Below are 26798 nucleotides of genomic sequence, written 5' to 3' on the forward strand. Positions count from 1 at the left end.
ACAAAAAAATGCCCCCGGTCTCGCGACCGGGGGCATTTTTTATGTCTGCGATAAATCAGCGGTTGCGGGTCAGCAACGCTGGTTTCTCGCCGCGTGGGCGGCTTGGCAGTTGATCCAGCTGCTCAGGCGTCGGGAATCGATCGATTTTCGATTCCTTGTGCATGATTTTCGGCTGGTTCTGGCTTTCACGCGGGTTTTTCACCGCGGGTTCCTGCCGGGCCGAGTCGTCGCGTGCCGGACGGCGATTGCGCGCCCCGCCTTCACGACGCGGCTGGCCGTCACGCGCTGCACCATCGCGAGCGCCGTTACGGGGTCCGCTGCGTTTTCCGGAAGCATCACCAGTGCTGGCACCGCCGCCACTGCGTGGGCCACTGCTGCGACCCTGATTGCGCGGAGCTTGCCCGGCACCACCGGCCCCGGCCTGAGCTGGAGCGCCCGGGCGACGGTTGCGGCCCTGGTTCTTGTTCTGGTACGGGCTGACGTAGTCGGCCCGGTTACCAAAATTGTCGATCTCGTCATCCAGGAACTCGTCCGGTGCGCGGTCGGCGCGAGCCACCGGTGCGGCCGGCTGAGCGTCCTGGGCCTGACGTGGCTTCTTGTCACGGGGTTGGCGTTCTTGACGCGCCCCGGCGGGCTTTTCCTTGCCTTTATCCTTGCCTTTATCCTTACGGCCACCACCGCTGGCGTTAGCGCCATCGGCGCGTGCACCACGGGCGTTGCGAGGATTGTTGGCTTGCGGGCGTTCACGCACCTCAGGCTTTTCGGCCTCTACTGCACTGGCATCGAAACCGAGCAGATCACCGTCCGGGATCTTCTGGCGGGTCATGCGCTCAATGCCCTTGAGGAGCTTTTCTTCGTCAGGCGCGACCAGCGAAATCGCTTCACCGGTGCGACCGGCACGGCCGGTCCGGCCGATGCGGTGCACATAATCTTCTTCGACGTTAGGCAGTTCGAAGTTGACCACATGGGGCAACTGGTCGATGTCCAGGCCACGGGCGGCGATATCGGTGGCGACCATGATCCGCACAGCACCGGCCTTGAAGTCGGCCAGGGCTTTGGTGCGGGCGTTCTGGCTCTTGTTACCGTGGATGGCCACAGCGCTGAGGCCATGCTTTTCCAGGTATTCAGCCAGGCGGTTGGCGCCGTGCTTGGTGCGGGTAAAGACCAGCACCTGTTCCCAGGCGCCGGCAGTAATCAGGTGCGCCAGCAGTGCACGCTTGTGGCTGGCCGCCAGGCGGAACACGCGCTGCTCGATCCGCTCGACCGTGGTATTCGGAGGCGTGACTTCGATGCGCTCGGGGTTGTGCAGCAGCTTGCCAGCAAGGTCGGTGATGTCCTTGGAGAACGTTGCCGAGAACAGCAGGTTTTGCCGCTTGGCCGGCAAACGCGCCAGAACCTTCTTCACGTCATGGACAAAGCCCATGTCGAGCATGCGGTCTGCTTCGTCCAGTACCAGGATTTCGACGTGAGACAGGTCGACGCTGCCTTGGCCGGCGAGGTCGAGCAGACGACCGGGGCAAGCCACCAGTACATCGACGCCACGGGCCATGGCCTGAACCTGTGGGTTCATGCCGACGCCACCGAAGATGCAGGCGCTGACGAACTTCAGGTCACGGGCATAGACCTTGAAGCTGTCATGGACCTGGGCTGCCAGTTCACGGGTTGGGGTCAGGACCAGTACGCGCGGTTGGCGCGGGCCGTGACGTTGGGATTTGTCCGGATGACCGTTGGGGAACAACCGTTCCAGGATCGGTAGGGCGAAGCCGCCGGTTTTACCAGTACCTGTCTGTGCCGCGACCATCAGGTCGCGACCTTGCAACACGGCGGGGATAGCCCGCTGTTGCACCGGAGTAGGCTGGGTGTAGCCCGCTGCCTCGATGGCGCGGACTAGAGCCTCGGAGAGACCGAGGGAAGCAAAGGACATGAGTAATCCTGTTCTAGTGAGGGCCTTGCCCAATGGGATGATCTTGCCTGGCGCGACGGGCATCCTGTGATGCTGTCGCGTCCGGTCCTGCCGGGTCTGCAATGCACATCCGAAGGCGTCCAGAGGGGCTTGAGCCGCACTGTCCTGCTGGTCGGAATGCCTTTGGCGAGGCCGAGCGTCCGGGCGTAAGCCTGGCGGGAATGCCCGAGTATAACAGAGCAATCACGGCGCGCTGCTTTCCTGCTGCTCAACGGTTTGCCGCACTTCCAGGCGACTGACCTCGGGAAAGGTTGTGCCGGCAGTGTCCTGATAGTCGTATCGAGCACTGAGTTGTGCGTACGCCGGTTCACGCTTGAAGCGTTTGAGCTCGGCGGCGAAGCGCTGTGCCAGAAGGTCCATGCCGACATTGCGGCGTACGGCCAGATACTGTTTCTGGCGGCTTATCACCAATGGCAGCTCGCTGATCTGGTTCTGAAGCCCCAGGTCTTTGACTACCTGACGCCCGACCCTGCGGTCAGTAATGAACAGATCGATCCTGCCTTTGACCAGCTTGCCGAAGTTTGCCTCATGGGTGGGCCCGGGCTCGCGTTTGAATGCGCTGGATTCCCTGAATGCTTCGCTGTAGGTGTATCCGGGCGAAATGCCAACGGTCAGGCCCTGCAGATCATCGAGGGTCTGGACCGGGTGCGGGCGGGCGTTTGCGTAGAACAGTACGAACTCCACCTCGGATAGCGCTTCGCCGGGGTAGAACAGCTGGCTTTCGCGCTCCCTGGTCTGGAATATATCCAGGGCGCCATCGGCCTGGCCTTGCTCAAGCATTGCCAGGCAACGCTTCCAGGGCAGGAACTGCCATTCGACGTCTATGCCCAGGCGCTGGAAAACCAGTGCTGTGGCCTCGTAGTCCAGCCCCTTGGGTTTGCCGTTTTCCAGATAGACATACGGCGGCCAGGGTTCGGTGACAATGCGCAACTTCTCGCCATGAGCGGTCAAGCTCAGGCAAGTGAATAGCAAGGCTGTCAAAAGCTGGACAATAGATGGCATGGCTGGAGAGTACGACGACCGGCCGAGGATGGCTAGAGGCGTAGCGCTCTGGGTTGCACCTTCAGCTGGCTTGTTGGTGTGTCAAGTGCTGATAGATCACCTTGCGCTGGCTGCCCAACGCCAGCCGCAGGATCGGCTGATTCAGCCAGCGTTCGAGCAACTGGGGCTCCAGCGGCTTGCCCAGGCGTTTTTCAGCGTTCGCCTTGGCCTTTTCCCACCAGACTGGCGCGCAGGCCTGATCGAACTCGTTTTTATGCCGGTAGCAACCGTAGAGAATCTCGAGGGAAAACTGGCGTTGTTGCGCCGGCATTCCCACGGTGAGGCATTTGTAGCCCAGGCGCTGGATTGCGGGTGGGCGAGGCAGTTGCGCAGTGACCAGACGCGTATCGTCGAGTGCTTCCTGCGTGAGTGGGGCGGCTTCGTGCTTGCGTAGCCAGGCTTGTATCTTTGCCCGGAAAAGCTCTTTTCGGCTCCAGTAATGGTGAATCAGGTCGGGGCACTCACGCACCTGGCAGGATCGATAGGCTGCCACCGACAAACAGAACTCTTCAAGGTTGTAAGGGCCTTCAACCATCAAGGGGAAGCATTCGTCGATCAGCTCGATGGTTTTGTCGAGTACGTGGACGTCACTTTGATGCAGGCCAATGACGCCGGAGTTGAGCAGGGGCGTCTGGTCGTCCGCCAGGCCTCGCGCGCTCAACAAGGGCGCCAGATAGCGGTAGTGCGGGGTGGTTTTATGAGTACCGAAACGTTGGAGAATGGCATTGCACAGCAGGGTGCCAGGCTCGATGCGACGAAACAGTTCCAGGGGGGATGCATGGAAAAAGGTGTCGGTGTCGATCAGCAGGGCCAGCGTCGACTCGTCCAGCACTTTGCGCAAGGCAACGGGTTTGGCCCGAAAGTGATAGCCATGGGGGCCGCTCCAGGATTGGCGTGTGGTCTCGTCCAGCGGGCGCACACGCACCGGTAGCTGGCGATAAGGCTCGGCGTTGTCGCTGAAAACCTGGATGTCGAGTGGTTCGCCCGGGGTTTCGCGCATGCCGGCGAGGGCACTGGCAATACTGAAGACGGCTTCCTGATGGTAGGTGTCCTTGCCATATACCAGGTAGACCAGTTGCGGGGCGGTGCTGCTGTCCGTCGAAAACATTGGGCGTCATTACCCCTGAGTCGGTACCGGAAAAGGCCTTGAGCTTACGCCAAGGCCTTTTTCAGGGGAATGCAGGTTAACGCGGCAGCTGGAGATTGTTCCAGATCGCCAGGCTTGGCTCTGCCTGATTCAGGGTATAGAAGTGCAGCCCTGGTGCCCCGCCTTGCAGCAGGCTTTCGCACATTTCGCTGATGATCTGTTCGCCAAACGCCTGGATGCTTTGTACATCGTCGCCGTAGGCTTCCAGTTGTTTGCGAATCCAGCGCGGAATCTCTGCACCGCATGCATCGGAGAAGCGCGCCAGCTTGCTGTAGTTGGTGATCGGCATGATGCCCGGCACGATCGGAATGTTCACACCCAGCTTCTGTACGCGCTCGACGAAGTAGAAGTAGCTGTCGGCATTGAAGAAGTACTGGGTGATGGCACTGTCGGCGCCGGCATTGGCCTTGCGAACGAAGTTGTTCAGATCGTCTTCGAAATTGCGCGCCTGCGGGTGCATCTCAGGGTAAGCGGCGACTTCGATATGGAAATGATTGCCGGTTTCTTCACGAATGAAATCGACCAGGTCATTGGCATGGCGCAGCTCGCCGCTGGCCATCCCCATACCTGACGGCAGGTCACCGCGCAGGGCAACGATGCGCTTGATGCCAGCGGCCTTGTACTGGGCCAGCAACGAGCGCAAATCGTCCTTGCTGTCGCCGACACACGAGAGGTGCGGAGCAGCAGGGATTTTTACTTCGCTTTCCAGTTGCAGCACGGTATTGAGCGTGCGGTCGCGGGTCGAACCGCCAGCACCATAGGTGCAGGAAAAGAAGTCCGGGTTGTAGCTGGCCAGCTGACGGGCAGTGGCGAGGAGTTTTTCTTGCCCAGCATCGGTCTTGGTCGGGAAGAACTCGAAACTGTAGCGACGTTCTTGGGACATGGTCGTATCCTTGGAAGCTCGAAGGCCGGACGCTCCCCGTGTAGGAGCTGGCTTGCCAGCGATTCAGGCAACGCGGTGTGTCAGACACACCGCATCGCGGGCAAGCCCGCTCCTACAAAGGGAGCGGGGGCTGATCAGTAGCGGTAAGCGTGAGGCTTGAACGGGCCTTCGACGGTAACGCCGATGTATTCAGCCTGTTGCTTGGTCAGCTTGGTGACCACGCCACCGAAACCGCGGACCATTTCCAGGGCCACTTCTTCGTCGAGTTTCTTTGGCAGGACTTCAACGGTCAGACGCTCGGCCTTCTGTGCAGGCGACAGGTCGGCGTACTTCTGGGAGAACAGGAAGATCTGCGCCAGTACCTGGTTGGCGAACGAACCGTCCATGATCCGGCTTGGGTGGCCAGTGGCGTTGCCCAGGTTCACCAGACGGCCTTCGGCCAGCAGAATCAGGTAATCGTCGTTTTGAGCGTCGAAAGCGCCCGGGCCGGTACGGTGGATTTTGTGTACCTGTGGCTTCACTTCTTCCCATGCCCAGTTCTTGCGCATGAAAGCCGTGTCGATTTCGTTGTCGAAGTGACCGATGTTGCAGACGACAGCGCGCTTCTTCAGGGCCTTGAGCATGTTCGCGTCGCAAACATTGACGTTACCGGTGGTGGTCACGATCAGGTCGATCTTGCCCAGCAGTGCGGTGTCGATGCTGGCAGCGGTGCCGTCATTGACGCCATCGATGAACGGCGAAACCAGCTCGAAACCGTCCATGCACGCTTGCATGGCGCAGATCGGGTCGACTTCGGACACCTTGACGATCATGCCTTCCTGGCGCAGGGACTGGGCCGAGCCCTTGCCCACGTCACCGTAACCGATGACCAGCGCTTGCTTGCCGGACAGCAGGTGGTCGGTGCCGCGCTTGATCGCATCGTTCAGGCTGTGACGGCAGCCGTACTTGTTGTCGTTCTTGCTCTTGGTGACCGAGTCGTTGACGTTGATGGCCGGGATTTTCAGCTCGCCCTTGGCCAGCATGTCCAGCAGGCGGTGTACGCCGGTGGTGGTTTCTTCGGTCACGCCGTGGATCTTGTCCAGCATGGCCGGGTATTTCTTGTGGATGATCTCGGTCAGGTCACCGCCGTCGTCGAGGATCATGTTGGCATCCCAAGGCTGGCCATCCTTGAGGATGGTCTGCTCGATGCACCACTCGTATTCTTCTTCGGTTTCACCTTTCCAGGCGAAAACCGGGATGCCGGCAGCAGCGATTGCGGCAGCGGCCTGGTCCTGGGTCGAGAAAATGTTGCAGGACGACCAGCGTACTTCGGCACCCAGGGCAACCAGGGTTTCGATCAGCACGGCAGTCTGAATGGTCATGTGGATGCAGCCGATGATTTTCGCGCCCTTGAGCGGCTGCTCACCAGCGTACTTGCGGCGCAGACCCATCAGAGCCGGCATTTCCGATTCGGCGATGATGGTTTCGCGACGGCCCCAGGCGGCCAGGGACATGTCGGCGACTTTGTAGTCGTTAAAATCTGCAGGCGTGATTACAGCGCTCATGAAAGAGCCTCCATTCGTAGTGTGCGAATGGGCGCCGTTGTGCGTTTAAGGCCCGGCCGGAACATTCTGGCCAGACAACGCCCCATCCGAGCCTGACAGGACCAGCCTGCTGCAGCGCCCCTCGGACAGGTGGCGGGAAAACGGTAGCAAGTGAAGATGACCGTTTTGAAACGGAGGCGATTATAGCCGTGCCGACGCTTCTGCCAAAGGATTTCCGTCGGGCGATGTTCGAACGGTTAATTCAGACCATGGTCGATACTCCATAGAGCCCCGTCCGTGGGTCTGCCATGATGGTTGTATCAATCGGCAGACGGTCAGGAGTGAGCATGAATTTCCACACCCGCAAATGGGTCAAGCCCGAAGACCTCAATCCCAATGGCACCCTGTTCGGTGGCAGCCTGTTGCGCTGGATCGACGAAGAAGCGGCGATCTATGCCATCGTCCAGCTGGGTAACCAGCGTGTGGTGACCAAGTACATCTCTGAAATCAACTTCGTCAGCGCTTCTCGCCAGGGCGACATCATCGAACTGGGCATCACCGCCACCGGGTTCGGTCGCACGTCCATTACGCTGCAGTGTGAAGTGCGTAATAAGATCACCCGCAAGAGCATTCTCACGATCGACAAAATGGTCTTCGTCAATCTGGGTGAGGACGGCTTGCCTGCGCCCCATGGCCGCACTGAAATCAAGTACATCAAAGACCAGTTCGGTGCTGATCAAGTGGAGTGAAGCAAGGGGGGCTGACAGATGAGCCTGGCACGCACCCAGCAGGGCAATTTTCTGGAAGTTCTTCAGCGAATGTCGACTGTGCCCGGCTGGGAAATCCTGCAATCCGATCGAGTGATGGCGCTCAAGGCGCCCGGTGAGATTCCCTTTGTCAATATGGCCTGGGGAATACCGAGCGTTGAGTCCATCAAGGCAGTGCGGCAATTTTATACGGGGCGCCCCTATTGCTGGCTTGCCGAAGGTCATCCATCAGGTCTTGAAGATTACGGTTTCCTGGCGGCTACGGAGTTTCCGGAGATGCTGCTGTCTCTGGACACCTATCCCTCACTCACATACTCCTCAAAGATAACGGTAGAAGAAGTCTCTTCCGATTCGCAGCTTCAGGTTTGGTCGGCAACGGCTGTCGATAGCTTCGGATTCGATATCACCTGCTTCCGGGATTTCTTCTATCCCATCATCAGGGTTGCGGGCTGCCAGCCTTTTCTGGCCTGTTACGAGGGGGTGCCGGCGGCTACTGCACTTATCTACAACGGACAGTTCGAAGTCGGCGTCTATACGATGTCGACAAGGGTGGAGTTTCGCCGCAAAGGGCTTGCAAGTGCTGTCCTGGCAGCCGCGCTGGAAGTGGCCAAAGCAAATGGCGCGCGCTGTGCAGTGCTTTATGCCACCGAAATGGGCGAGCCTTTGTATGATCGGTTGGGTTTTGCAGTGACCAACCTCTTCAATGAGTTCAGTTTTGTGGGTAGCAAGCCAAGAGGGAATTGATTTAATTGTCATGGGCGTAAATAGTGGGCCGCCGCAGTAAAAGCAGCTGCGTACCTGTGACTCATCAATTCCGTCGACCCGGACAAGGAGCGGACCGTGCTGGCGACAGCCCTGGTGTTAATGGCGGCGCTATTGCATGCGGCCTGGAATACCCTGATCAAATTCAGCGCGGAGCGCCTGCTGGTCGTGGCCTGCATGGACGCCGTGGCGTTGCTGGTCGTGGTGCCACTGCTGGGTTTCGTCTCGCTCCCACCTGCTGCAATCTGGCCTTGGCTCATTGCCTCGGCGCTGTTCGAATTGCTCTATCGCTACCTCTTGATCAAAGCCTATCGGGTCGGCGACCTAGGCCTGGTCTACCCTTTGATGCGCGGTCTTTCGCCGCTGGTGGTGCTGGCCCTGACCCTGATATTTGCCGGTGAGGTACTCAGCACTCAGCAGATCGTCGGCATCCTGTTGATTCCATTCGGGATGCTCTGCCTGCTTTGGCAGGGTGGTGGTGGCGATCGCCTGCCTTGGTCGATGTTGCCGGTGGTCTTGCTGATAGGCCTGTGCATCGGCTGTTACACCTTTCTCGACGGGCAGGCCTTGCGGCGCTGGCCGCAGCCTCTGGATTACCTGGTGTGGTTGACCCTGATCAGTGCCTGGCCATTCCCGCTATTGGCGCTGACCCGCAAGCGGCCTGCATTTTCGTTGTTCTGGCGCACGCAATGGCGACTGGGGCTGAGCGTCGGTTTCTGTGTGTTGTTCAGCTACGCTTTGGTGCTCTGGGCCATGCAGTTGGGCTCGATCGCCGAGGCGGCGGCATTGCGCGAGATCAGTGTGATTCTGGTGGTGTTGCTGGGGATGCGTTACCTCAAGGAGCCGTTCGGCCGACCGCGACTTCTAGCGTGCACTCTGGTGTTGGTCGGCATGCTCGTGATGAAACTCTGAAAAGGATCTACCCATGATTGTTGCTTTCTGGTGTGTATTGATCGCCATCTTCCTGCCTTTCCTGTGCGCCGTGATCGCCAAGGCTGGCGGTGGCTACGGGCTGAAGCAGAACCACGATCCACGTGCCTATCTCGACAGCCTCCAGGGTTATGCCCGGCGCGCCAATGCAGCGCAATTGAACAGCTTCGAAATCATTCCAGCGTTCGCGGCGGCGGTGATCATTGCCTACATCACCGAAGGTGCAGACCTGGTGACCATCAATGTATTGGCAGTGATGTTCATCACCAGTCGTCTGCTCTACATCATTTGCTACCTGGCAGACTGGGCCGTTTTGCGTTCGCTGGTGTGGTTCGTCGGCATGGGCATTGTCGCCAGTTTCTTCTTCGTTTCGATGTGAGTGGGCACCGACACCTATTGGGCGTCGGCGACCTGAGGAACCTGAGGCAGCGCGACCCCCTTGGGCCACAGCATCCAGATCTGGCCTTGCTGCTTCATGTCCCCGGCCAGCTTGCCGGCGGCATCTCCGGTCCCCCAGAACAGGTCGGCACGGACTTCGCCGGTGATAGCGCCGCCGGTATCCTGGGCGGCCACGGGGCGTACCAATGCACTGCCATCGGGCGTGGTGGTCGACAGCCATAGCAGGCTGCCGAGAGGAACCACTTTGCGGTCCACCGCGACGCTATAGCCGGCGGTCAACGGAACATTGAGCGAACCCCGCGGCCCCTCGTTGCTGTCCGGGCGGGTGCTGAAAAAGACATAGCTGGGGTTGCTTGCCAGCAGTTCGGGGATCCGCGTCGGATGGGCCTTGGCCCAGGCATCGATGCTGCCCATGGTGACGTCTTCTTTTTTCAATTCGCCTTGTTCGACCAGCCAGCGGCCGATGGGCCGATAGGGGTGACCGTTCTGATCGGCATAGCCGATCCGTAGCTGCCGCCCGCCCTCGAGCTGGATGCGCCCCGAGCCCTGGATCTGCAAGAACTGCAGGTCCATCGGATCGGTCAGCCAGGCCAGCACCGGAGCTTTCACGCCCTGTGCGTTGATAACGCCTGCAACATCGTAAGGCTTGAGGGTGCGGCCCTCGATCCGCCCGCGCAGGCGTTTGCCCTTGAGTTCCGGGTAGACGCTGTCGAGCGCGACCACGATCAGGTCTTCGGGCACGCCGTAGACCGGAATGTTGTGCTCGCTGGTTTTCACCAGGCTGCCAGGGTAGACCGGTTCGTAATAGCCGGTGATCAAGCCGTTGGGCGTGCCATTGGCCGAGCGCAGGCCGTAGACATCCAGATGCTCCTGAAGAAAACCTCGAATGGCTTGCGGCGTCTGGGTCACGCCGGCCGCTGCGCTGCAGGTTGGGGCCCAGTTGGCATCGGCCTTGAGTCGCTCGCAAGCGCTGCGCCAGGAAGCGAAGCCGGCCAGCAGGTCATTGTCGGAAACGGCAGGCAGTGCGTCCCAGCTTGCATTGGCATAGGTTGCAACGGCATGCGTGTGGGGTTTTTCATTGTTGCCGCCATTGCAGCCGGCAAGCAGTGTAGCCAGCGGCAAAGCCAGGCTCAGGCTGCGGCACCACTGCTTGTAAGGGATGTTCATGAAGTTTTTTCCTTGGAAGGTTACCGGGTGCCTTCGAGTGCCCGTGCAACCCGCATTATTAATGTGGCTATTGGTCTTTGCCGATGACGCGAGGATACTGGCCGCCGTTTTCTCGTGATTTGAAGCCATCATGACTCTTAAAAGACTTTCCGTTGTATTGCTGGCCTGTCTGTCCCTGTCCGCCTGCGGCGGGGTCGATCCGAACTCTCCGCTGGGTCAGCGCAAAGCCATTTTCAAGCAAATGCTCAAGACCAGCGAAGACATGGGCGGAATGCTGCGTGGTCGCCTGCCGTTCGACGGGCAGAAATTCGCCGATGGCGCGGTCAAGCTCGACGCCTTGTCCCATGAACCCTGGAAGCATTTTCCGCAGGTCAGGGAAGAGGATCACACCAGCGCCAAGGCCGAAGTCTGGCAGAAACAGGCGCGTTTTCAGGAGCTTGCACGGTCGCTGGAATCGGCGACAGGAGAGCTGGTCATCGCCACGCGAAACCAACCACTACAAGCTCCGAACTTGACTGCCCCGATGCAAAAAGTCGAAGACAGCTGCAAGGCCTGCCACACCGAGTTTCGCGATCACTGACAAACTTCGTAGATACACTCGTTCCCACGCTCTGCGTGGGAATGCCTCCCCTGACGCGCAGTAAAGCGACGCAGAGCGTCTGTCACTGCATTCCCACGCAGAGCGTGGGAACGAGGTCACAGCTGCTACGGAAGTGGGCGGTCACATCGGATCATTTGTCCAGTTCGTCCAGTGCCTCTTGCAGCTCCTTGCGCGATTCGGCCAGTTTGTCCTTGCGCGAATTGATCTTGTCCGGATCGCCTTTGCTCATTGCTTTTTCCAGGTCGGCCTGACGCTTGCTCACTTCATGTCTGGCCTCGAGCACTTTGTTTTCGCGCTCTTTCTTCAAGGATGCATCGTTGCAGTTGGAGGTCACTTCACTCAACGCAGTTTCCAGGCCCGCCTGCTGATCGCTGTTGCCGTTGGCGCGCGCTTGTTCGAGCTGATCGCTGATGGCCTGGCGCTTGGCTGCGCAGCCGGTGAGGCCTGGCGCGTCTTCGGCTGCCATGAGCGGTGTGCACAGCAATGCGCAGACTGTGATCAGGGCCAGGCGAGAGGGGAAATTCATAGAGGCTCCATAGGCAAGATAGCGCTGGAGACTCGCTACTTGCGGTTGTTCAGTCAGACCCGTTGGAATCGAACCGGGTTCCATGCCCCGAATCCTGCCGCGATCGCGGGAAATTAGAAACCCTCGATTTGAGCCGCACGCAATTTATTGCTTACCGCGATGACCTGTGGATGGCGAAAAAAAGCACTCAATTGCGCAGCGCGACCGGGGCCGATACCAGGTTCGGCTTGCCATTGCGCTTCGCTGCGTGCTGCCAGGGTTACCCAGTTGCCTTCCAGTTCGAGACCTTTGGGGGCGGGTAGGCCAAGCGCAGTCAGCCAGGTTCGGAAAGACTGGTCTCTGGCCGAGCGCAAACTGTCGAGCAGTTTAGCGCCGCTGCGCTGGCCCAGCCCGGGAATGTTTGTAAGGTTTTCGGTCTGCAGATCGAGCCAGTCGACCAGCCCGTTGACCTGCCCACTAGCGATCAGTTTCTGCCAGGTACCGGGGCCGATGTGCTTCAGGGCCAGCCCTTGCTTGCCGCCCAGCCAGTCCAGTCGGGCGAGGAACTGTTTCTCGCAGCCGGGCGTGGGCTGCCAGCAACTGAGTGCATGATAGGCACCCTCTGCAGGAGGGCTGACTTCGGCTCGATGTACGCTGCGCAAAACCACTCCATCGAGCCGAGCGATTGTCAGGCCGGCGAGGCTGACAGCGACTTGATCGCCGGGGCGGATATCAAGGCTTTTCCAGCGATCAAGGGATCCGACGCTGACCTGTCTGATCAGGCGATCATCCAATTGCACGGGTTCAAGCGTGAGCACCGGCGTGATCCGACCGCTACGGCCAACATTGAAATTGACCTGGCGCACTTCAGCCAGTGCCTGGGCCAGCGGGTATTTCCAGGCGGCTATCCAGTATGGCGCCCGGGCCTGCCAGCGTTCAGCTGCTGGTCGTCGGCTTTGGCGCAGGACAACACCGTCACTGGCAAATGGCAGCGGGGCGCGGTACCAGCGTTCGCGCCACTGGGCGGCTTCGGCAAAATTCGTGATGGGCATGCTGTAGCGCGCAGGCTCGGCAAAGCCCAGTTCGACCAGGCCGGTCAATCGTTCGGCCTGAGTCGTCGGGCCTTGTGGCCAGTCCCAGGCGAACAGGCCAAGTTCGGCACCTTCAGCAGCACTCAACTGGTGACGGGACATGAAACCGGCGACCTTGCTACGAGCGTTGAGACTGCCCGAATGTGCCTGCACATGGTCCGGCAAACGCCAATAGAGTTCGCCTTGAAGCAACAGGTCGATGGGTTTGGGCAGTTGTTGGACAAGGCTTGTGAGCGCGGGAATATGACGACTCCAGTCATGGCCCGTGGCGCCGTCACCACGGCTGATGAGTTGCGTCAGTATTCCCTTTCGGTAAACGAGCGTGACCGCTACACCGTCGATCTTGGGCTGAATCCACAGGTCGTTACGCCCGCGTATCCAGGCCTCGACTGCCTTGTCATCGGCCAGTTTGTCCAGGCCGGTATGCGGTATGGGGTGCTTGAGTGGCCCGCTGGCTGTCTTCAGCGGGTTGCCATCGGTAGCGACTGGCTGGGCGAAGCACTGACGCAAACCCTGGAGCCGGGCACGGCTCTGGTCATACAGTTCGTCGGCGACCAGGGAAACGCCTTGGCGATGATAATGGTCGTCCCAGCCGGCAATGCGCTGGCTCAGGGCTTCGATTTCAATTCGCGCCTGGGTGGGTGGCCACTCCGGGCAGATGAAGGCATGCGTCTGGCCTGCACAAAGGGCAAGCAGCAGGGCGCAGAAGGACTTCAGGTTGGGCAACATGCTGAGCATCCTTGCTCGATGAAGAGGAACTCAAAGCCTAGGAACAAAAAAGCCTCGGCGTCAGCGAGACTTTTAAGCGGATATGTCGGCCTAATCGCTGGCAAGCCAGCTCCCACAGGGCACCCACTGAGATCTGTTGTGAACTCTGTGGGAGCTGGCTTGCCAGCGATAGCGGACTACCTGTAGGCGAATTCTTTATTTCTTGAGTGACATTTCCCAAGCATAATCAGCACGCCTTGAATGCGGTTGCGCCAGTGTTTACCGATGGCTAGTCTTGCCCAGTCGTTGACAATTCAACGACCGGGCTTGGTAACCCACGGAACGAAAGGCGCAACAGCGCCCATTCTACGATTGCAGGCGTTTTTTTCATGTCTGCATTTGCGTTTTATGGCGGCTGTGCGCGGGAGGCATTCGTGCCTGCCGGGTTCCTTTCGTCCCGGTTTACCAACCTGCGTACAGCTGCCACCCTAATTCGCTTGGTAACGAACGTGGCAGCTCCACTACGAGAGGAGCTACACCATGATCAAAATAGTCCCCGATCCACCCGCATCAACCCCCTCACTGTTCACCTACGAAAAACCCTTCGGCACCGTCGACAGCAACGGCCAGCCCATGTTCACCGTACGCGGCGGCATCCCGGCCGAAGACGCCCTGGCCCATGCCACGACCTTGATCGAATACGCCGAAGCCATGGCCTGGGATGTGGTCGATCACTTGCACCTGAATGACAAATCGCTGGTGCTCGGGCTGATTCATCAGCTTGATGCGGCGCAGGCGTTTATTGGCGCGGTGCTGGAGCAGCCCGGTACTCGCTGACCAACGCCGATCCCTCGTTCCCACGCTCCGCGTGGGAATGCATCCCGTGACGCTCTGCGTTACGCTCCGGGGCGACGACGCTGGAGCGTCTTGCTCTGCATTCCCACGCGGAGCGTGGGAACGAGAAAAATAGATAAAAAAAGCCCCGGCCGGTTTTCCGGTCGGGGCTTTTTGCCAGCGGCGGCGCTTACAGGCCAGCAGCAGCGCGCAGTGCGTCGGCGCGGTCGGTACGTTCCCAGGTGAACGTGGTGAAGGTGTCGTCGCCGACGGTCTTCAGTTCCGGAGTGCGGCCGAAGTGGCCGTAGGCTGCGGTTTCCTGGTACATCGGGTGCAGCAGGTCGAGCATTTTGGTGATCGCGTATGGACGCAGGTCGAAGTGCTCGCGTACCAGCTGGATGATTTTCTCATCCGCCAGTTTGCCGGTGCCGAAGGTGTTCAGCGAGATCGAGGTCGGTTGAGCGACGCCGATTGCGTAGGAAACCTGAATCTCGCAGCGATCGGCAAGGCCCGAGGCCACGATGTTCTTGGCAACGTAACGGCCGGCGTAGGCGGCGGAACGGTCAACCTTCGATGGATCCTTGCCGGAGAACGCGCCACCACCGTGACGGGCCATGCCGCCGTAGGTGTCGACGATGATCTTGCGGCCGGTCAGGCCGCAGTCGCCCACCGGGCCACCGATGATGAAGTTTCCGGTCGGGTTGATGTGGAACTGAGTGTCCTTGTGCAGCAGCTCGGCTGGCAGCACGTGCTTGACGATCAGCTCCATCACGCCTTCGCGCAGGTCTTTGTAGGAAACCTCAGGGTTGTGCTGGGTCGACAGAACGACAGCATCGATACCCACGACACGGCCGTTTTCGTAGCGGCAGGTCACCTGGGACTTGGCGTCCGGGCGCAGCCAAGGCAGCAGGCCGGATTTACGAGCTTCGGCCTGACGTTCCACCAGACGGTGGGAGAAGCAGATCGGCGCAGGCATCAGTACGTCGGTTTCGTTGCTGGCGTAGCCGAACATCAGGCCCTGGTCGCCAGCGCCCTGATCTTCCGGCTTGCTGCGGTCAACGCCTTGGGCGATGTCTACCGACTGCTTGCCGATGATGTTCATGACGGCGCAGGTGGCGCCGTCGAAGCCGACGTTGGAACTGTTGTAGCCGATGTCGACGATGACTTTACGGACGATGTCTTCCAGATCGACCCAGGCCGAAGTGGTGACTTCGCCGGCGATGATGGCAACGCCTGTTTTCACCAGAGTTTCGCACGCAACGCGAGCGAATTTGTCTTCGGCAATGATGGCGTCCAGCACCGCATCAGAAATCTGGTCGGCGATTTTGTCCGGATGCCCTTCAGACACGGACTCGGAGGTGAAAAGGGAGTATTCGCTCATCTCGACGGTTTCCTAAATTTACCGATGGTGAGTGTCGCCAGTCGGTCGCTGAAAATGGCGGACCTGAATCTGGAAACCATTACGTAAGCCTACATAGAGGCTGTCCCCGGGAACGAGTCCCGCAGCGGTGGCCCAACGGGCCAGATCATCCTGTTCAAAACCCAGCCAGAGATCACCGCAGGCCTCCTTGGCCCAACTCTGGTCGTGGCTGCACAACTCTGTCACCAACAAGCTACCACCGGGTTTCACCCGTGTGGATAATTGCTTGAGGGCGTCGGCCGGCGCGGTGAAATGGTGCAGTACCATGTTCAACACGACGCAATCGGCCTGGCTACCGGGCTCGCTCAATGCATCGGCCAGTTGCAGGGATACGTTAGCCAAGCCTTCGCGCAGGCAAACCTTGCGTGCCAGCTCGAGCATTGCCGGGCTGTTGTCCAACGCGGTGACCTGCGCGAAGCGCCTGGCCAGCTCGGGGAGGAATTCACCATCACCCGGGCCCACTTCAAGTGCGACGGCCTGGCTGTCGAAATTGAGGTTGTCGAGCAAGGCCAGCAGGCTTTCGCGATATTGCGCAAGGCCGGCAATCAAATCCTGCTGGGCGCGGAATTTCTCCTCGACCCGGGAAAAGAAATCCTGACTGGCAGCAGCACGCTGCTGCTGGACCTGGCGGATGCGCATTTGCACATCAAGCGGCAGATCCAGGCTGTCGACCTCTTCAAGCAGCGCCGCATGCAATCGGCCGCCCACGTCAGTGGGATCGGGCAGGGCGCGGCGATAGAAGATGGCATTACCTTCGCGCCGGGTCGCCACCAGGTCGGCCTGGGCCAGGACCTTCAGGTGATGGCTCATGCCGGACTGGCCGATGGCGAAGATCTGCGCCAGTTCCAGAACGCCGAACGAATCATTGGTCAAGGCGCGCAACACATTCAGCCGCAGCGGGTCACCGCCGGCCTTGCACAGGGCAGCCAGCTCGTCGCAGTGTTCATGGCCGATAGTGGGTACGCGCAAGTTCATGGGGCGGCAGTCTAGTGAGCGGGGGCGCTGCCTGCAAGGGCAATATCAAAAAGTTTTGATATTGCACGATGAGCGGAGTCGAAATGCCCGTTAAGCGGTCAATAATCAGGCGTTGCCTCGGGTTTGCCCGCTCAATGACAGGAAAAATGCGATCAACGACCATCTGTCATTGCCCAGAGGCATGTTTCTCGGGGAAAATGCCTGTCTTTTTTCCGTTTCGTTCTATTTAAGCCCCAGGAGATAAGCGATGCCCAGCCGTCGTGAGCGTGCCAACGCCATTCGTGCCCTCAGCATGGATGCCGTGCAAAAAGCCAACAGCGGCCATCCCGGTGCCCCAATGGGTATGGCGGATATCGCCGAAGTACTTTGGCGTGACTTCCTGAAACACAACCCAAGCAACCCGGCCTTTGCCGACCGCGACCGTTTTGTCATGTCGAACGGCCACGGCTCGATGCTGGTCTATTCGTTGCTGCATCTGACTGGCTACGACCTGTCGATCGACGACCTGAAAAACTTCCGTCAGCTGCACAGCCGCACGCCGGGTCACCCGGAATACGGCTACACCCCGGGTGTCGAGACCACCACCGGTCCTCTGGGCCAGGGCCTGGCCAACGCCGTGGGTTTTGCCCTGGCGGAAAAAGTGCTGGCAGCCCAGTTCAACCGTGAAGGTCACAACATCGTCGACCACCACACCTATGTGTTCCTGGGTGACGGTTGCATGATGGAAGGCATTTCCCACGAAGTCAGCTCCCTGGCCGGTACCCTGGGCCTGGGCAAACTGATCGCCTTCTACGACGACAACGGCATCTCCATCGACGGCGAAGTCGAAGGCTGGTTCACCGACGATACGCCAAAGCGTTTCGAAGCCTACAACTGGCAGGTGATCCGCAATGTCGACGGCCATGACGCCGACGAAATCAAGACCGCCATCGAAACCGCGCGCAAGAGCGATCGGCCAACCCTGATCTGCTGCAAGACCACCATCGGCTTCGGCTCGCCGAACAAGCAAGGCAAGGAAGACTGCCACGGCGCGCCACTGGGTGCCGAGGAAATCGCCCTGACCCGTGCTGCGCTGAAATGGAACCATGGCCCGTTCGAAATCCCGGCTGATATCTATGCCGAGTGGAACGCCAAGGAAGCCGGTGCTGCTGTCGAAGCCGAGTGGGACCAGCGTTTCGCTGCTTACTCCGCTGCGTACCCGGAGCTGGCTAACGAGCTGATCCGTCGCCTGAGCGGTGAGCTGCCGGCTGACTTCGCTGAAAAAGCGACCGCTTACATCGCTGAGGTCGCTGCCAAGGGCGAAAACATCGCCAGCCGCAAGGCCAGCCAGAATGCCCTGAATGCATTCGGCCCGTTGCTGCCGGAATTCCTCGGTGGTTCGGCTGACCTGGCCGGTTCCAACCTGACCCTGTGGAAAGGTTGCAAGGGTGTCAGCTCTACGGATGCCAGCGGTAACTACATGTTCTACGGTGTGCGCGAGTTCGGCATGAGCGCGATCATGAACGGTGTAGCCCTGCACGGTGGTTTCGTGCCGTACGGCGCGACCTTCCTGATCTTCATGGAATACGCGGCCAACGCCGTGCGCATGTCCGCACTGATCAAGAAGCGTGTGCTGTATGTGTTCACCCACGACTCCATCGGTCTGGGCGAAGACGGCCCGACGCACCAGCCAATCGAGCAGTTGGCCAGCCTGCGCTGCACGCCGAACCTCGATACCTGGCGTCCAGCTGATGCGGTCGAATCGGCCGTGGCCTGGAAGTACGCTATCGAGCGCAACGATGGCCCGTCGGCGCTGGTGTTCTCCCGCCAGAACCTGACGCATCAGAACCGCACGGCCCTGCAGATCGGCGACATCGCTCGCGGTGGCTACGTGCTGCGTGACTGCGCTGGCGAGCCGGAGCTGATCCTGATCGCAACCGGTTCGGAAGTGGGGCTGGCTGTTCAGGCCTTCGACAAACTGACCGAGCAAGGCCGCAAGGTGCGTGTGGTTTCCATGCCGTGCACCTCGGTGTTCGATGCCCAGGACGCCAGTTACAAGCAGTCGGTACTGCCGCTGCAGGTCAGCGCGCGGATCGCCATCGAAGCCGCTCACGCCGACTACTGGTACAAGTATGTTGGCCTGGAAGGCCGCGTCATCGGCATGACCACCTTCGGCGAGTCGGCGCCTGCGCCAGCCCTGTTCGAAGAGTTCGGATTCACCCTGGAAAACGTCCTGGGTACGGCTGACGAGCTGCTGGAAGACTAAGTAGCTAGCTGAGCTCAGCTCCCACAAAAGCAGGTCTTTGTTGTACCTGACAATGGCTTCAGTACTTGCGAGCGCCTCATGCCTCAATCGCGTCCCTACAAAGTTGCACTCAACGGCTACGGCCGTATTGGTCGTTGCGTCTTGCGAGCGCTGTTCGAGCGAGGGGCGAAGGCCGGTTTTGAAATTGTTGCGATCAACGATCTGGCCGATATGGCCAGCATCGAATACCTGACACGCTTCGACTCCACCCACGGGCGTTTTCCCGGTGAGGTGAAGGTCGAAGGAGACTGTCTCTATATCAACGGCGACTGTGTGAAGGTTCTGCGCAGCGCTACGCCTGAAGGCATCGATTGGGCCGCCCTGGGCGTCGATCTGGTGCTGGAATGCTCGGGTGCCTATCACACCCGCGAAGACGGCCAGCGGTTCCTCGATGCCGGCGCTCCCCGGGTGCTGTTCTCGCAGCCGATGGCCAGCGAAGCGGACGTCGATGCCACGATTGTCTATGGCATCAACCAGGATCGCCTGACCGGCAACGAACGTCTGGTGTCGAACGCATCCTGCACGACCAACTGCGGTGTCCCCCTGTTGCGTCTGCTCGATCAGGCCTTCGGCCTGGAGTACGTTTCGATCACCACCATTCACTCGGCGATGAACGATCAGCCGGTCATCGACGCCTATCACCACGAAGACCTGCGGCGTACCCGTTCGGCCTTCCAGTCAGTGATTCCGGTGTCCACCGGCCTTGCCCGAGGAATCGAACGCTTGCTGCCGGAACTTGCCGGGCGAATTCAGGCCAAAGCAGTGCGTGTGCCGACCGTCAACGTGTCGTGCCTGGATATCACCTTGCAGACCGCTCGCGATACCGATGCGACCGAGGTCAACCGGGTCCTGCGCGAAGCCGCCTCGAGCGGCCCGCTCAAGGGGCTGTTGGCCTACACTGAATTGCCGCACGCCAGTTGTGATTTCAACCACGATCCTCATTCGGCCATTGTCGATGCGAGTCAGACCCGTGTTTCCGGCCCGAGGCTGGTTAACTTGCTGGCCTGGTTCGACAATGAATGGGGTTTTGCCAATCGCATGCTCGACGTTGCGGAGCACTATCTGCACGTCTTACACCAACCCAGCCTGCAAAAACTGTAAACAGCCCTGAAGGACTGCATTCATGACCGTGTTGAAGATGACCGACCTCGATCTGCAAGGTAAACGCGTACTGATCCGCGAAGACCTCAACGTCCCTGTGAAGGACGGCGTGGTCACCAGCGACGCGCGCATCCTTGCCTCGCTGCCGACCATCAAGCTGGCGCTGGAGAAAGGCGCGGCCGTAATGGTTTGCTCGCACCTGGGGCGTCCGACCGAAGGCGAGTTCTCGGCCGAAAACAGCCTCAAGCCCGTTGCCGATTACCTCAGCAAGGCGCTGGGCCGTGAAGTCCCGCTGGTTGCCGAGTACCTCGACGGCGTCGACGTGAAGGCCGGTGACATCGTCCTGTTCGAAAACGTGCGCTTCAACAAGGGCGAGAAAAAGAACGCCGACGACCTGGCGCAAAAATACGCTGCGCTGTGCGACGTGTTCGTCATGGATGCCTTTGGCACCGCGCACCGTGCCGAGGGTTCGACCCACGGCGTGGCCAAATTTGCCAAGGTCGCTGCTGCCGGTCCTTTGCTGGCGGCCGAGCTGGAAGCACTGGGCAAGGCCCTGGGCGCTCCGGCCAAGCCAATGGCTGCCATCGTTGCCGGCTCCAAGGTTTCCACCAAGCTGGACGTGCTCAACAGCCTGAGCCAGATCTGCGACCAGTTGATCGTCGGTGGCGGTATCGCCAATACCTTCCTGGCGGCAGCCGGGCATAAAGTCGGCAAGTCCCTGTACGAGCCAGACCTGCTGGACACTGCCCGCGCCATCGCGGCCAAGGTCAGCGTGCCGCTGCCGGTCGACGTGGTGGTTGCCAAGGAGTTTGCCGAAAGCGCCGCTGCGACCGTCAAGCTGATCGCCGATGTGGCCGATGACGACATGATCCTGGACATCGGGCCACAGACCGCCGCGAATTTCGCCGAGCTGTTGAAGTCGTCGAAAACCATCTTGTGGAACGGTCCCGTCGGAGTCTTCGAATTCGACCAGTTCGGCAACGGTACCAAGGTGCTGGCCAAGGCCATCGCCGAGAGCTCGGCGTTCTCGATTGCTGGTGGTGGCGACACCCTGGCGGCCATCGACAAGTATGGCGTTGCGTCTGATATCTCCTACATTTCGACCGGCGGCGGTGCTTTCCTCGAGTTCGTCGAAGGCAAGGTCCTGCCGGCTGTAGAAGTGCTGGAGCAACGGGCCAAGGCCTGATTCCCGGCATGCTCGGCAAAGGGAGAGTCCTGATGGTCAAGGCATTGCCGCTACTCATCATTGCAGGCCTGGTCACCGGCTGCGCCAGTTCGTCGCAGCCGGCGTCGGAACAGACGCCAGGCCAGCCGAAAGGCGGCTGTTATCAGTCCGAGTGGCAGGCGGAAACAGTGCCAGTGATCAACAAGCGACTGGGCCCCGACGGCCTGGAAAAGTATGACGTCGAGAACCAGCAAAAAGCCCGCGGTTGTCCTTGAACGATCCGGGCAGCTGCTGTTCTGATTAAGGATGTGTAATGAAGGGACTTATAGCCCTGGCAGCAGTTGCAGTGCTCGGCGGTTGCGCAAGCTTCCAGAGCCAGACTCCGACGCCGGAAAACTGGACGCGCTGGGTTTGCGATACCCAGACCGAAGTGCTCTGGCGTTTTGCCGACACTGACCGTCAGCAAGTCGATGTACGCCTGGGTGGCGGTGATCAGGTGTATCGTTTGAAGTCTGAGCCCGGTGCATCGGGTGCGCTTTACAGCGATGGCGTCCTGGCGTTCCACACTAAAGGTGATGAAGGCCTGATTTACTGGGTCGCCACCAACGATTTGATAGGCCGGGGCTGCAAGGCACCGTGACTGGCCGGATCGGCTCGAGCCGATCCACACTACTTGAATAGCAGCCGCCGCTACGGCAGGCTTGCACGATTAACGACCCTCGTCCGGGAGAGATACAGATAATGGCACTCATTAGCATGCGCCAGATGTTGGACCACGCCGCTGAATTCGGTTACGGCGTTCCAGCTTTCAACGTCAACAACCTTGAGCAGATGCGCGCCATCATGGAAGCCGCTGACAAGACTGACTCTCCGGTGATCGTCCAGGCTTCGGCCGGTGCACGTAAATACGCCGGCGCGCCTTTCCTGCGTCACCTGATCCTGGCCGCAATCGAAGAATTCCCGCATATCCCGGTGTGCATGCACCAGGACCACGGCACCAGCCCTGACGTCTGCCAGCGCTCGATCCAGCTGGGCTTCAGCTCGGTAATGATGGACGGTTCCCTGGGTGAAGACGGCAAGACGCCGACCGACTATGACTACAACGTCCGTGTGACCCAACAGACCGTGGCCATGGCTCACGCCTGTGGCGTGTCGGTAGAAGGCGAGCTGGGCTGCCTGGGCTCCCTGGAAACCGGTATGGCCGGTGAAGAAGACGGCATCGGCGCTGAAGGCGTTCTGGATCACAGCCAAATGCTGACCGACCCGGAAGAAGCCGCTGACTTCGTCAAGCGCACTCAGGTCGACGCTCTGGCCATCGCCATTGGCACCAGCCACGGTGCCTACAAGTTCACCAAGCCACCTACCGGTGACGTGCTGGCCATCGACCGCATCAAGGAAATCCACAAGCGCATCCCCAACACTCACCTGGTGATGCACGGTTCTTCCTCGGTACCGCAAGAGTGGCTGGCGATCATCAACCAGTACGGCGGTGACATCAAAGAGACCTACGGCGTACCGGTTGAAGAAATCGTCGAAGGCATCAAGTACGGCGTGCGCAAGGTCAACATCGACACCGACCTGCGCCTGGCTTCCACCGGCGCCATGCGTCGCCTGATGGCCACCAACCCGAGCGAGTTCGACCCGCGCAAATTCTTCGGTGCCACCGTCACCGCCATGCGTGATGTCTGCATCGCCCGTTACGAAGCTTTCGGCACCGCCGGCAACGCCTCGAAGATCAAGCCGATCTCCCTGGAAGGCATGTACCAGCGTTACCTCAAGGGTGAGCTGAACGCCAAGGTCAACTGAGTTCGACCCGGTATGAAAAAACCCGCAGCGATGCGGGTTTTTTTATGCGCGGGGTTCAGGTCTTGTTGTGATCGATATCCAGCTTATAGAACGTCACTTTCCCGCCCTCGCTGGTGTAGCCGGTATTGTCCTGGGTATAGACACCGGCCTTGAAGTACAGCGGCTTGTCGCGCCAGGTCTTGCTGATCGGGCTATCCCAGTGAGAGCCGGCCGCCGCAATACCCAACGCGCCACCCGGACTCAGGTGAATCAAGTAGGAAAACTGCCTGTTGAGCGCCACGTTCTCGGCGATGATGATGACCCGGCCTTCATCGTCGTCGGGGCGGATGCGGACCTTGGCAACGATGTTGCCTCTGTTTGTGCTGCTCTTGTACTGGTACTCCACCTTCACAAGAGGCTTGGTACTTCCGTAGGCGTGTATCTGGCCGATCACGACCTTGCCTGATGAGGGCACCTGGTTCACGGCCAGGGTCGCCCTGAGCAAGTTATCTGCGCTTGGGTAAGTCCAATTGTGCAAGGTGCCATTGGAATAGGTTTCGCGAAGTTCGGTGCGAGGGTAGATGGCATTCTCGGTTTTCGAACCGGTGACCGGTGCCCAGAAGAACAGCGTGCCGTTCTCGGAATTGAAGTATTGGTCCTTGAAACCATTGACCAGGCGGGGGGTGTCGATGGTGGCAGGTGGGCTGCCGACAGGAACGCTCAAGTTCCAGGTAGCGAGGTCAATCATGTTCAACCTTCTCGTCATGCACGACCTGAAACGGCCGGAAAAATCGACCCGATGGCTTTGGCACGGGCTTGCGCGGCGGTCTTTATATCGCCTGGCAGCCGGATTGTTAATGCTGTTTTGCCGAGCGCAGGGCGGCTGGCTTTTTGCTACGACTGCTGCATGCCCGGCAGGAGCGGCGTTGCGGGCTATGACCGTTAGTCGGTTCGGGGGCAATTAATGGCGTGATGGCACTTTGGTTACTTCAGCTTTATTGGATCCACGGCTAGAGTTAGTTTCAGCCAAACTCCGGTATGTCTCTGCAACGAGAAGCAGCATGGAATGCGTGCAACCCCAGACTCACGATGGCGACTCGGTGATACTGGTCGTCGATGATTATGTCGAAAACCTGATCAGCATGCGTGCTCTGCTCGAGCGTCATGACTGGAAGGTGTTGACTGCACAATCAGGCGTCGAGGCGCTCAACGCCTTGCTTGAGCAAGAAGTCGACCTGGTGCTGCTCGATGTACAGATGCCCGGCATGGATGGCTTCGAAGTGGCGCGTTTGATGCGCGGCAGCCAGCGTACATGCCTGACGCCCATCATCTTCCTGACGGCCAACGAGCAATCCCAGTCTGCCGTTCTCCAGGGCTATGCCAGTGGTGCCGTGGATTATCTGTTCAAACCCTTCGACCCGCAGATCCTCAAACCCAAAGTACAGGCACTGCTGGAACATCAACGTGATCGGCGTGCGCTGCAGCGCCTAACCCATGATCTGGAAGCGGCCAGGGCATTCAACGCTTCGGTTCTGGAGAACGCCGCCGAAGGTATTCTGGTGGTCGATGAAAGCGGCCGGATCAGTTTTGCCAACCCGGCCATTTCGCGCCTGCTCAACGCCACGGTGCAGGAATTGCAGGGTGTGGAACTGTTGCGGTTCATCCAGTCGCCACCGGTGACCATTTGGCGTGAGTCGGCGTTTTACCGGGCTTATCTCAATCATGACACCTACAGGGTTCATGATGCGGTACTGCGCACCGCGCCTGGCCAGCTGTTGCCGGTGGCCTTGTCTTGCGCGCCATTGCCCGGAGAGCAGCGGGCCATGGTGGTGACGATTCTGGATATGTCGGTGGTACGCAGCCTGCACCAGCAGCTCGAGTATCAGGCCGTGACCGACCCCTTGACCGGTCTGCTCAACCGCCGCGGTTTTTATCAGACCGCGGAAAGTACGCTATTGCGTAACGAGCGCTCGGACAATGTACAGGCGTTGCTCTACCTGGACCTCGATGGCTTCAAACGCATCAATGACTGCCATGGGCATGATGCGGGTGATCGAGTGCTGCGCTGGGTTGCAGAGCAGTTGAAGGAGTGCCTGCGCCCCTATGATGTCGTGGCGCGCATGGGAGGGGATGAATTCACCGCGTTGCTCGATTCGCTGGAGTATCCCGAACAAGCCGCCAACGTCGCGGAAAAGCTCATCGAGCGCATGTCGGTCTGCCGCCAGATTGACGGTCTGGATGTCACCCTGGGTGTCAGCATCGGGATCGCGACCTATCCCGAATGCAGCGCTACGCTCGATGGTTTGCTGCGCGCAGCCGACGCCGCCATGTACGCCGCCAAGCAGGCCGGGCGGCAGCAGTATCGCTTCTATGATCAGGACCTCAACGGAAGGGCCCGCTCGCGGTTGTTGCTTGAGAGCAGCGTGCGCAGCGCGATCGAGAACAAAAACTTCACGATGGTGTATCAGCCGCAGGTGGCACTCGAAGGCGGGCGCCTGCGAGGATTCGAGGCATTGCTGCGCTGGCACCATCCCAGCGTCGGTGATGTTTCGCCAGGCCTGTTTATTCCATTGCTGGAGGAGGCTCGCCTGATCAATCAGCTGAGCAGCTGGATCTATTCCGAGGCTGCAGTCCAGCGCAGATCCTGGAAAGGCCGTTTCGCTCCGGACCTGGTGTTGAGTGTGAGCCTGAGTAACGCGCAATTCACCTTGCCCAACCTGGTCACCGAGTTGCGGCATGTGATTGCCTGTAACGAGTTGCAGCCCTGGCAGTTGGAAGTCGAGGTAACCGAGAGGATCTTGATGCTGAATCTGGAAGAGTCCGGCAAGCAACTGCGACGTCTGCGTGAGTTGGGCGTGCGCATTGCCCTGGATGATTTTGGAGCGGCAAACTGTTCCTTGAGCCTACTGCGTGATTTCCCGATCGATACCCTCAAGCTTGACCGGAATCTGATCGCGCAGGTCACGCAATCGCCCCGCGACGATGCCTTGGTGCGCAGTATTATCGACCTGTGCAGGCAGTATGAAGTGGCCGTGATTGCCCAAGGAGTCGAGACCTCGAAACAATCCCGCTGGTTGAGGGATAACGGTTGTGAATTCGTCCAGGGCTTGCTTGTGGCCCAGCCAATGACGGTTGAAGACGTCGATGGTTTTCCGATGAGGTTTGACTGGGGGGCGCTTTAGTTCGATACACTGATGCTTCCACCCTATCTATCGCTGCCCCATGACCCCGCTCAAGTACCTGCAAGCCTACCCTCAGACCCTGCAAGATCAGGTGCGCCAGATGATCGCCCAGGACCGCCTGGGTGCGTATTTGCAGCAGCGCTATCCCGATCGCCATGCCGTGCAGAGCGACAAGGCACTCTATGCCTACGTATTGGCCTTGAAGCAGGCGCATTTGCGCAACGCGCCAAACCTGGACAAGGTGTTGTTCGACAACCGCCTGGATCTGACGCACCGGGCGCTGGGCTTGCACACGGCGGTCTCTCGCGTACAAGGTGGCAAGCTGAAGGCCAAGAAGGAAATCCGCATCGCCTCGTTGTTCAAGGAGGCTGCACCGCAGTTTCTGCGAATGATCGTGGTGCACGAACTGGCGCACTTGAAAGAGTCGGACCACAACAAGGCGTTCTACCAGCTCTGCGAGTACATGCAGCCCGGTTATCACCAGTTGGAGTTCGACTTGCGCGTCTACCTGACTTACCGTGACCTGCCCGGCGTCGCCATTACTGCTCCGTGACCAACAAGGATT

General features: G+C 59.7%; 25 protein-coding genes and 1 riboswitch. Of the genes, 14 read left to right on the forward strand and 11 right to left on the reverse strand.

Annotated features, from left to right (window positions below; all coding sequences use genetic code 11):
* Positions 1–55 precede the first annotated feature (55 nt).
* The 5 genes from rhlE2 to ahcY form a co-directional block, all read right to left on the reverse strand.
* Positions 56–1924 carry an RNA helicase RhlE2 gene (gene rhlE2 / locus F2S13_RS13135; RefSeq protein WP_166361387.1) on the reverse strand — a complete coding sequence of 623 codons (1869 nt, stop codon included), beginning with the start codon at positions 1922–1924 and terminating at the stop codon, positions 56–58.
* A gap of 222 nt (positions 1925–2146) precedes the next feature.
* Entirely contained in the window at positions 2147–2965 is an 819-nt protein-coding gene (locus tag F2S13_RS13140) for a substrate-binding periplasmic protein (protein ID WP_166361389.1), read from the reverse strand.
* Positions 2966–3026: 61 nt separating this feature from the next.
* The gene (locus tag F2S13_RS13145; protein WP_166361391.1) at positions 3027–4112 is read right to left on the reverse strand and encodes a hypothetical protein; all 1086 of its coding nucleotides are present in this window, start codon (positions 4110–4112) and stop codon (positions 3027–3029) included.
* 76 nt (positions 4113–4188) lie between these two features.
* Entirely contained in the window at positions 4189–5034 is an 846-nt protein-coding gene (metF, locus tag F2S13_RS13150; RefSeq protein WP_166361393.1) for a methylenetetrahydrofolate reductase [NAD(P)H], read from the reverse strand.
* A 134-nt stretch (positions 5035–5168) separates the two neighbouring features.
* On the reverse strand, positions 5169–6578 hold the full coding sequence (gene ahcY, locus F2S13_RS13155) for an adenosylhomocysteinase (protein ID WP_166361395.1): 1410 nt from the start codon (positions 6576–6578) through the stop codon (positions 5169–5171).
* Between the two features lie 22 nt (positions 6579–6600).
* A riboswitch (S-adenosyl-L-homocysteine riboswitch) is annotated at positions 6601–6707 on the reverse strand.
* Between the two features lie 197 nt (positions 6708–6904).
* Between ahcY and F2S13_RS13160 the strand changes: the two genes are divergently transcribed.
* From F2S13_RS13160 to F2S13_RS13175, 4 genes are all read left to right on the forward strand, one after another.
* Positions 6905–7306 carry an acyl-CoA thioesterase gene (locus F2S13_RS13160; protein ID WP_166361397.1) on the forward strand — a complete coding sequence of 134 codons (402 nt, stop codon included), beginning with the start codon at positions 6905–6907 and terminating at the stop codon, positions 7304–7306.
* Positions 7307–7324: 18 nt separating this feature from the next.
* Positions 7325–8068, forward strand: a complete 744-nt coding sequence (locus F2S13_RS13165; RefSeq protein ID WP_166361399.1) for a GNAT family N-acetyltransferase — start codon at positions 7325–7327, stop codon at positions 8066–8068.
* A gap of 96 nt (positions 8069–8164) precedes the next feature.
* The gene (locus F2S13_RS13170) at positions 8165–8998 is read left to right on the forward strand and encodes an EamA family transporter (protein ID WP_166361401.1); all 834 of its coding nucleotides are present in this window, start codon (positions 8165–8167) and stop codon (positions 8996–8998) included.
* 13 nt (positions 8999–9011) lie between these two features.
* On the forward strand, positions 9012–9395 hold the full coding sequence (locus F2S13_RS13175; RefSeq protein WP_166361403.1) for an MAPEG family protein: 384 nt from the start codon (positions 9012–9014) through the stop codon (positions 9393–9395).
* 14 nt (positions 9396–9409) lie between these two features.
* Here the strand turns inward: F2S13_RS13175 and mltA are convergent, their stop codons facing one another.
* Entirely contained in the window at positions 9410–10582 is a 1173-nt protein-coding gene (mltA, locus tag F2S13_RS13180; RefSeq protein WP_166361405.1) for a murein transglycosylase A, read from the reverse strand.
* A 130-nt stretch (positions 10583–10712) separates the two neighbouring features.
* Between mltA and F2S13_RS13185 the strand changes: the two genes are divergently transcribed.
* Positions 10713–11162, forward strand: a complete 450-nt coding sequence (locus F2S13_RS13185) for a c-type cytochrome (RefSeq protein ID WP_166361407.1) — start codon at positions 10713–10715, stop codon at positions 11160–11162.
* Between the two features lie 151 nt (positions 11163–11313).
* Here the strand turns inward: F2S13_RS13185 and F2S13_RS13190 are convergent, their stop codons facing one another.
* Together F2S13_RS13190 and ligB are read right to left on the reverse strand one after the other, a co-directional pair.
* Positions 11314–11709 carry a DUF1090 domain-containing protein gene (locus tag F2S13_RS13190; protein ID WP_166361409.1) on the reverse strand — a complete coding sequence of 132 codons (396 nt, stop codon included), beginning with the start codon at positions 11707–11709 and terminating at the stop codon, positions 11314–11316.
* 113 nt (positions 11710–11822) lie between these two features.
* A complete protein-coding gene (gene ligB / locus F2S13_RS13195) occupies positions 11823–13508 on the reverse strand; it encodes an NAD-dependent DNA ligase LigB (protein ID WP_166361411.1) in 1686 nt (561 codons plus the stop codon).
* A gap of 519 nt (positions 13509–14027) precedes the next feature.
* Between ligB and F2S13_RS13200 the strand changes: the two genes are divergently transcribed.
* Entirely contained in the window at positions 14028–14324 is a 297-nt protein-coding gene (locus F2S13_RS13200) for a DUF6124 family protein (RefSeq protein ID WP_166361413.1), read from the forward strand.
* A gap of 187 nt (positions 14325–14511) precedes the next feature.
* Here F2S13_RS13200 and metK read toward each other — a convergent pair whose 3' ends face one another.
* Both metK and F2S13_RS13210 read right to left on the reverse strand, forming a co-directional pair.
* Positions 14512–15702, reverse strand: a complete 1191-nt coding sequence (metK, locus tag F2S13_RS13205) for a methionine adenosyltransferase (RefSeq protein WP_166361415.1) — start codon at positions 15700–15702, stop codon at positions 14512–14514.
* A gap of 18 nt (positions 15703–15720) precedes the next feature.
* On the reverse strand, positions 15721–16716 hold the full coding sequence (locus tag F2S13_RS13210; protein ID WP_166361417.1) for an ArsR/SmtB family transcription factor: 996 nt from the start codon (positions 16714–16716) through the stop codon (positions 15721–15723).
* 247 nt (positions 16717–16963) lie between these two features.
* Here F2S13_RS13210 and tkt point away from each other — a divergent pair, with 247 nt between their 5' ends.
* From tkt to fba, 6 genes are all read left to right on the forward strand, one after another.
* Positions 16964–18961, forward strand: coding sequence for a transketolase (gene tkt / locus F2S13_RS13215; RefSeq protein WP_166361419.1), 1998 nt, complete (start codon positions 16964–16966; stop codon positions 18959–18961).
* A 78-nt stretch (positions 18962–19039) separates the two neighbouring features.
* On the forward strand, positions 19040–20101 hold the full coding sequence (epd, locus tag F2S13_RS13220) for an erythrose-4-phosphate dehydrogenase (protein ID WP_166361421.1): 1062 nt from the start codon (positions 19040–19042) through the stop codon (positions 20099–20101).
* Positions 20102–20123: 22 nt separating this feature from the next.
* Positions 20124–21287, forward strand: a complete 1164-nt coding sequence (locus F2S13_RS13225; protein WP_166361423.1) for a phosphoglycerate kinase — start codon at positions 20124–20126, stop codon at positions 21285–21287.
* 32 nt (positions 21288–21319) lie between these two features.
* Positions 21320–21541, forward strand: coding sequence for a hypothetical protein (locus tag F2S13_RS13230; protein ID WP_166361425.1), 222 nt, complete (start codon positions 21320–21322; stop codon positions 21539–21541).
* Between the two features lie 38 nt (positions 21542–21579).
* A complete protein-coding gene (locus tag F2S13_RS13235) occupies positions 21580–21906 on the forward strand; it encodes an MliC family protein (protein WP_166361427.1) in 327 nt (108 codons plus the stop codon).
* Between the two features lie 101 nt (positions 21907–22007).
* Positions 22008–23072 carry a class II fructose-bisphosphate aldolase gene (gene fba / locus F2S13_RS13240; protein ID WP_166361429.1) on the forward strand — a complete coding sequence of 355 codons (1065 nt, stop codon included), beginning with the start codon at positions 22008–22010 and terminating at the stop codon, positions 23070–23072.
* Positions 23073–23127: 55 nt separating this feature from the next.
* Here fba and F2S13_RS13245 read toward each other — a convergent pair whose 3' ends face one another.
* Positions 23128–23799: a polysaccharide lyase family 7 protein gene (locus F2S13_RS13245; RefSeq protein WP_166361431.1), complete on the reverse strand. Its 672-nt coding sequence runs from the start codon at positions 23797–23799 to the stop codon at positions 23128–23130.
* 313 nt (positions 23800–24112) lie between these two features.
* On the opposite strand from F2S13_RS13245, the gene F2S13_RS13250 reads away from it, so the two are divergent.
* Positions 24113–26233, forward strand: coding sequence for a putative bifunctional diguanylate cyclase/phosphodiesterase (locus F2S13_RS13250; protein ID WP_166361433.1), 2121 nt, complete (start codon positions 24113–24115; stop codon positions 26231–26233).
* Positions 26234–26273: 40 nt separating this feature from the next.
* On the forward strand, positions 26274–26786 hold the full coding sequence (locus tag F2S13_RS13255; RefSeq protein WP_166361435.1) for a M48 metallopeptidase family protein: 513 nt from the start codon (positions 26274–26276) through the stop codon (positions 26784–26786).
* Positions 26787–26798: the final 12 nt, after the last annotated feature.

Origin of the sequence: Pseudomonas akapageensis, from assembly GCF_011355085.1 — a bacterium.
Classification (GTDB): Bacteria; Pseudomonadota; Gammaproteobacteria; order Pseudomonadales; family Pseudomonadaceae; genus Aquipseudomonas; species Aquipseudomonas akapageensis.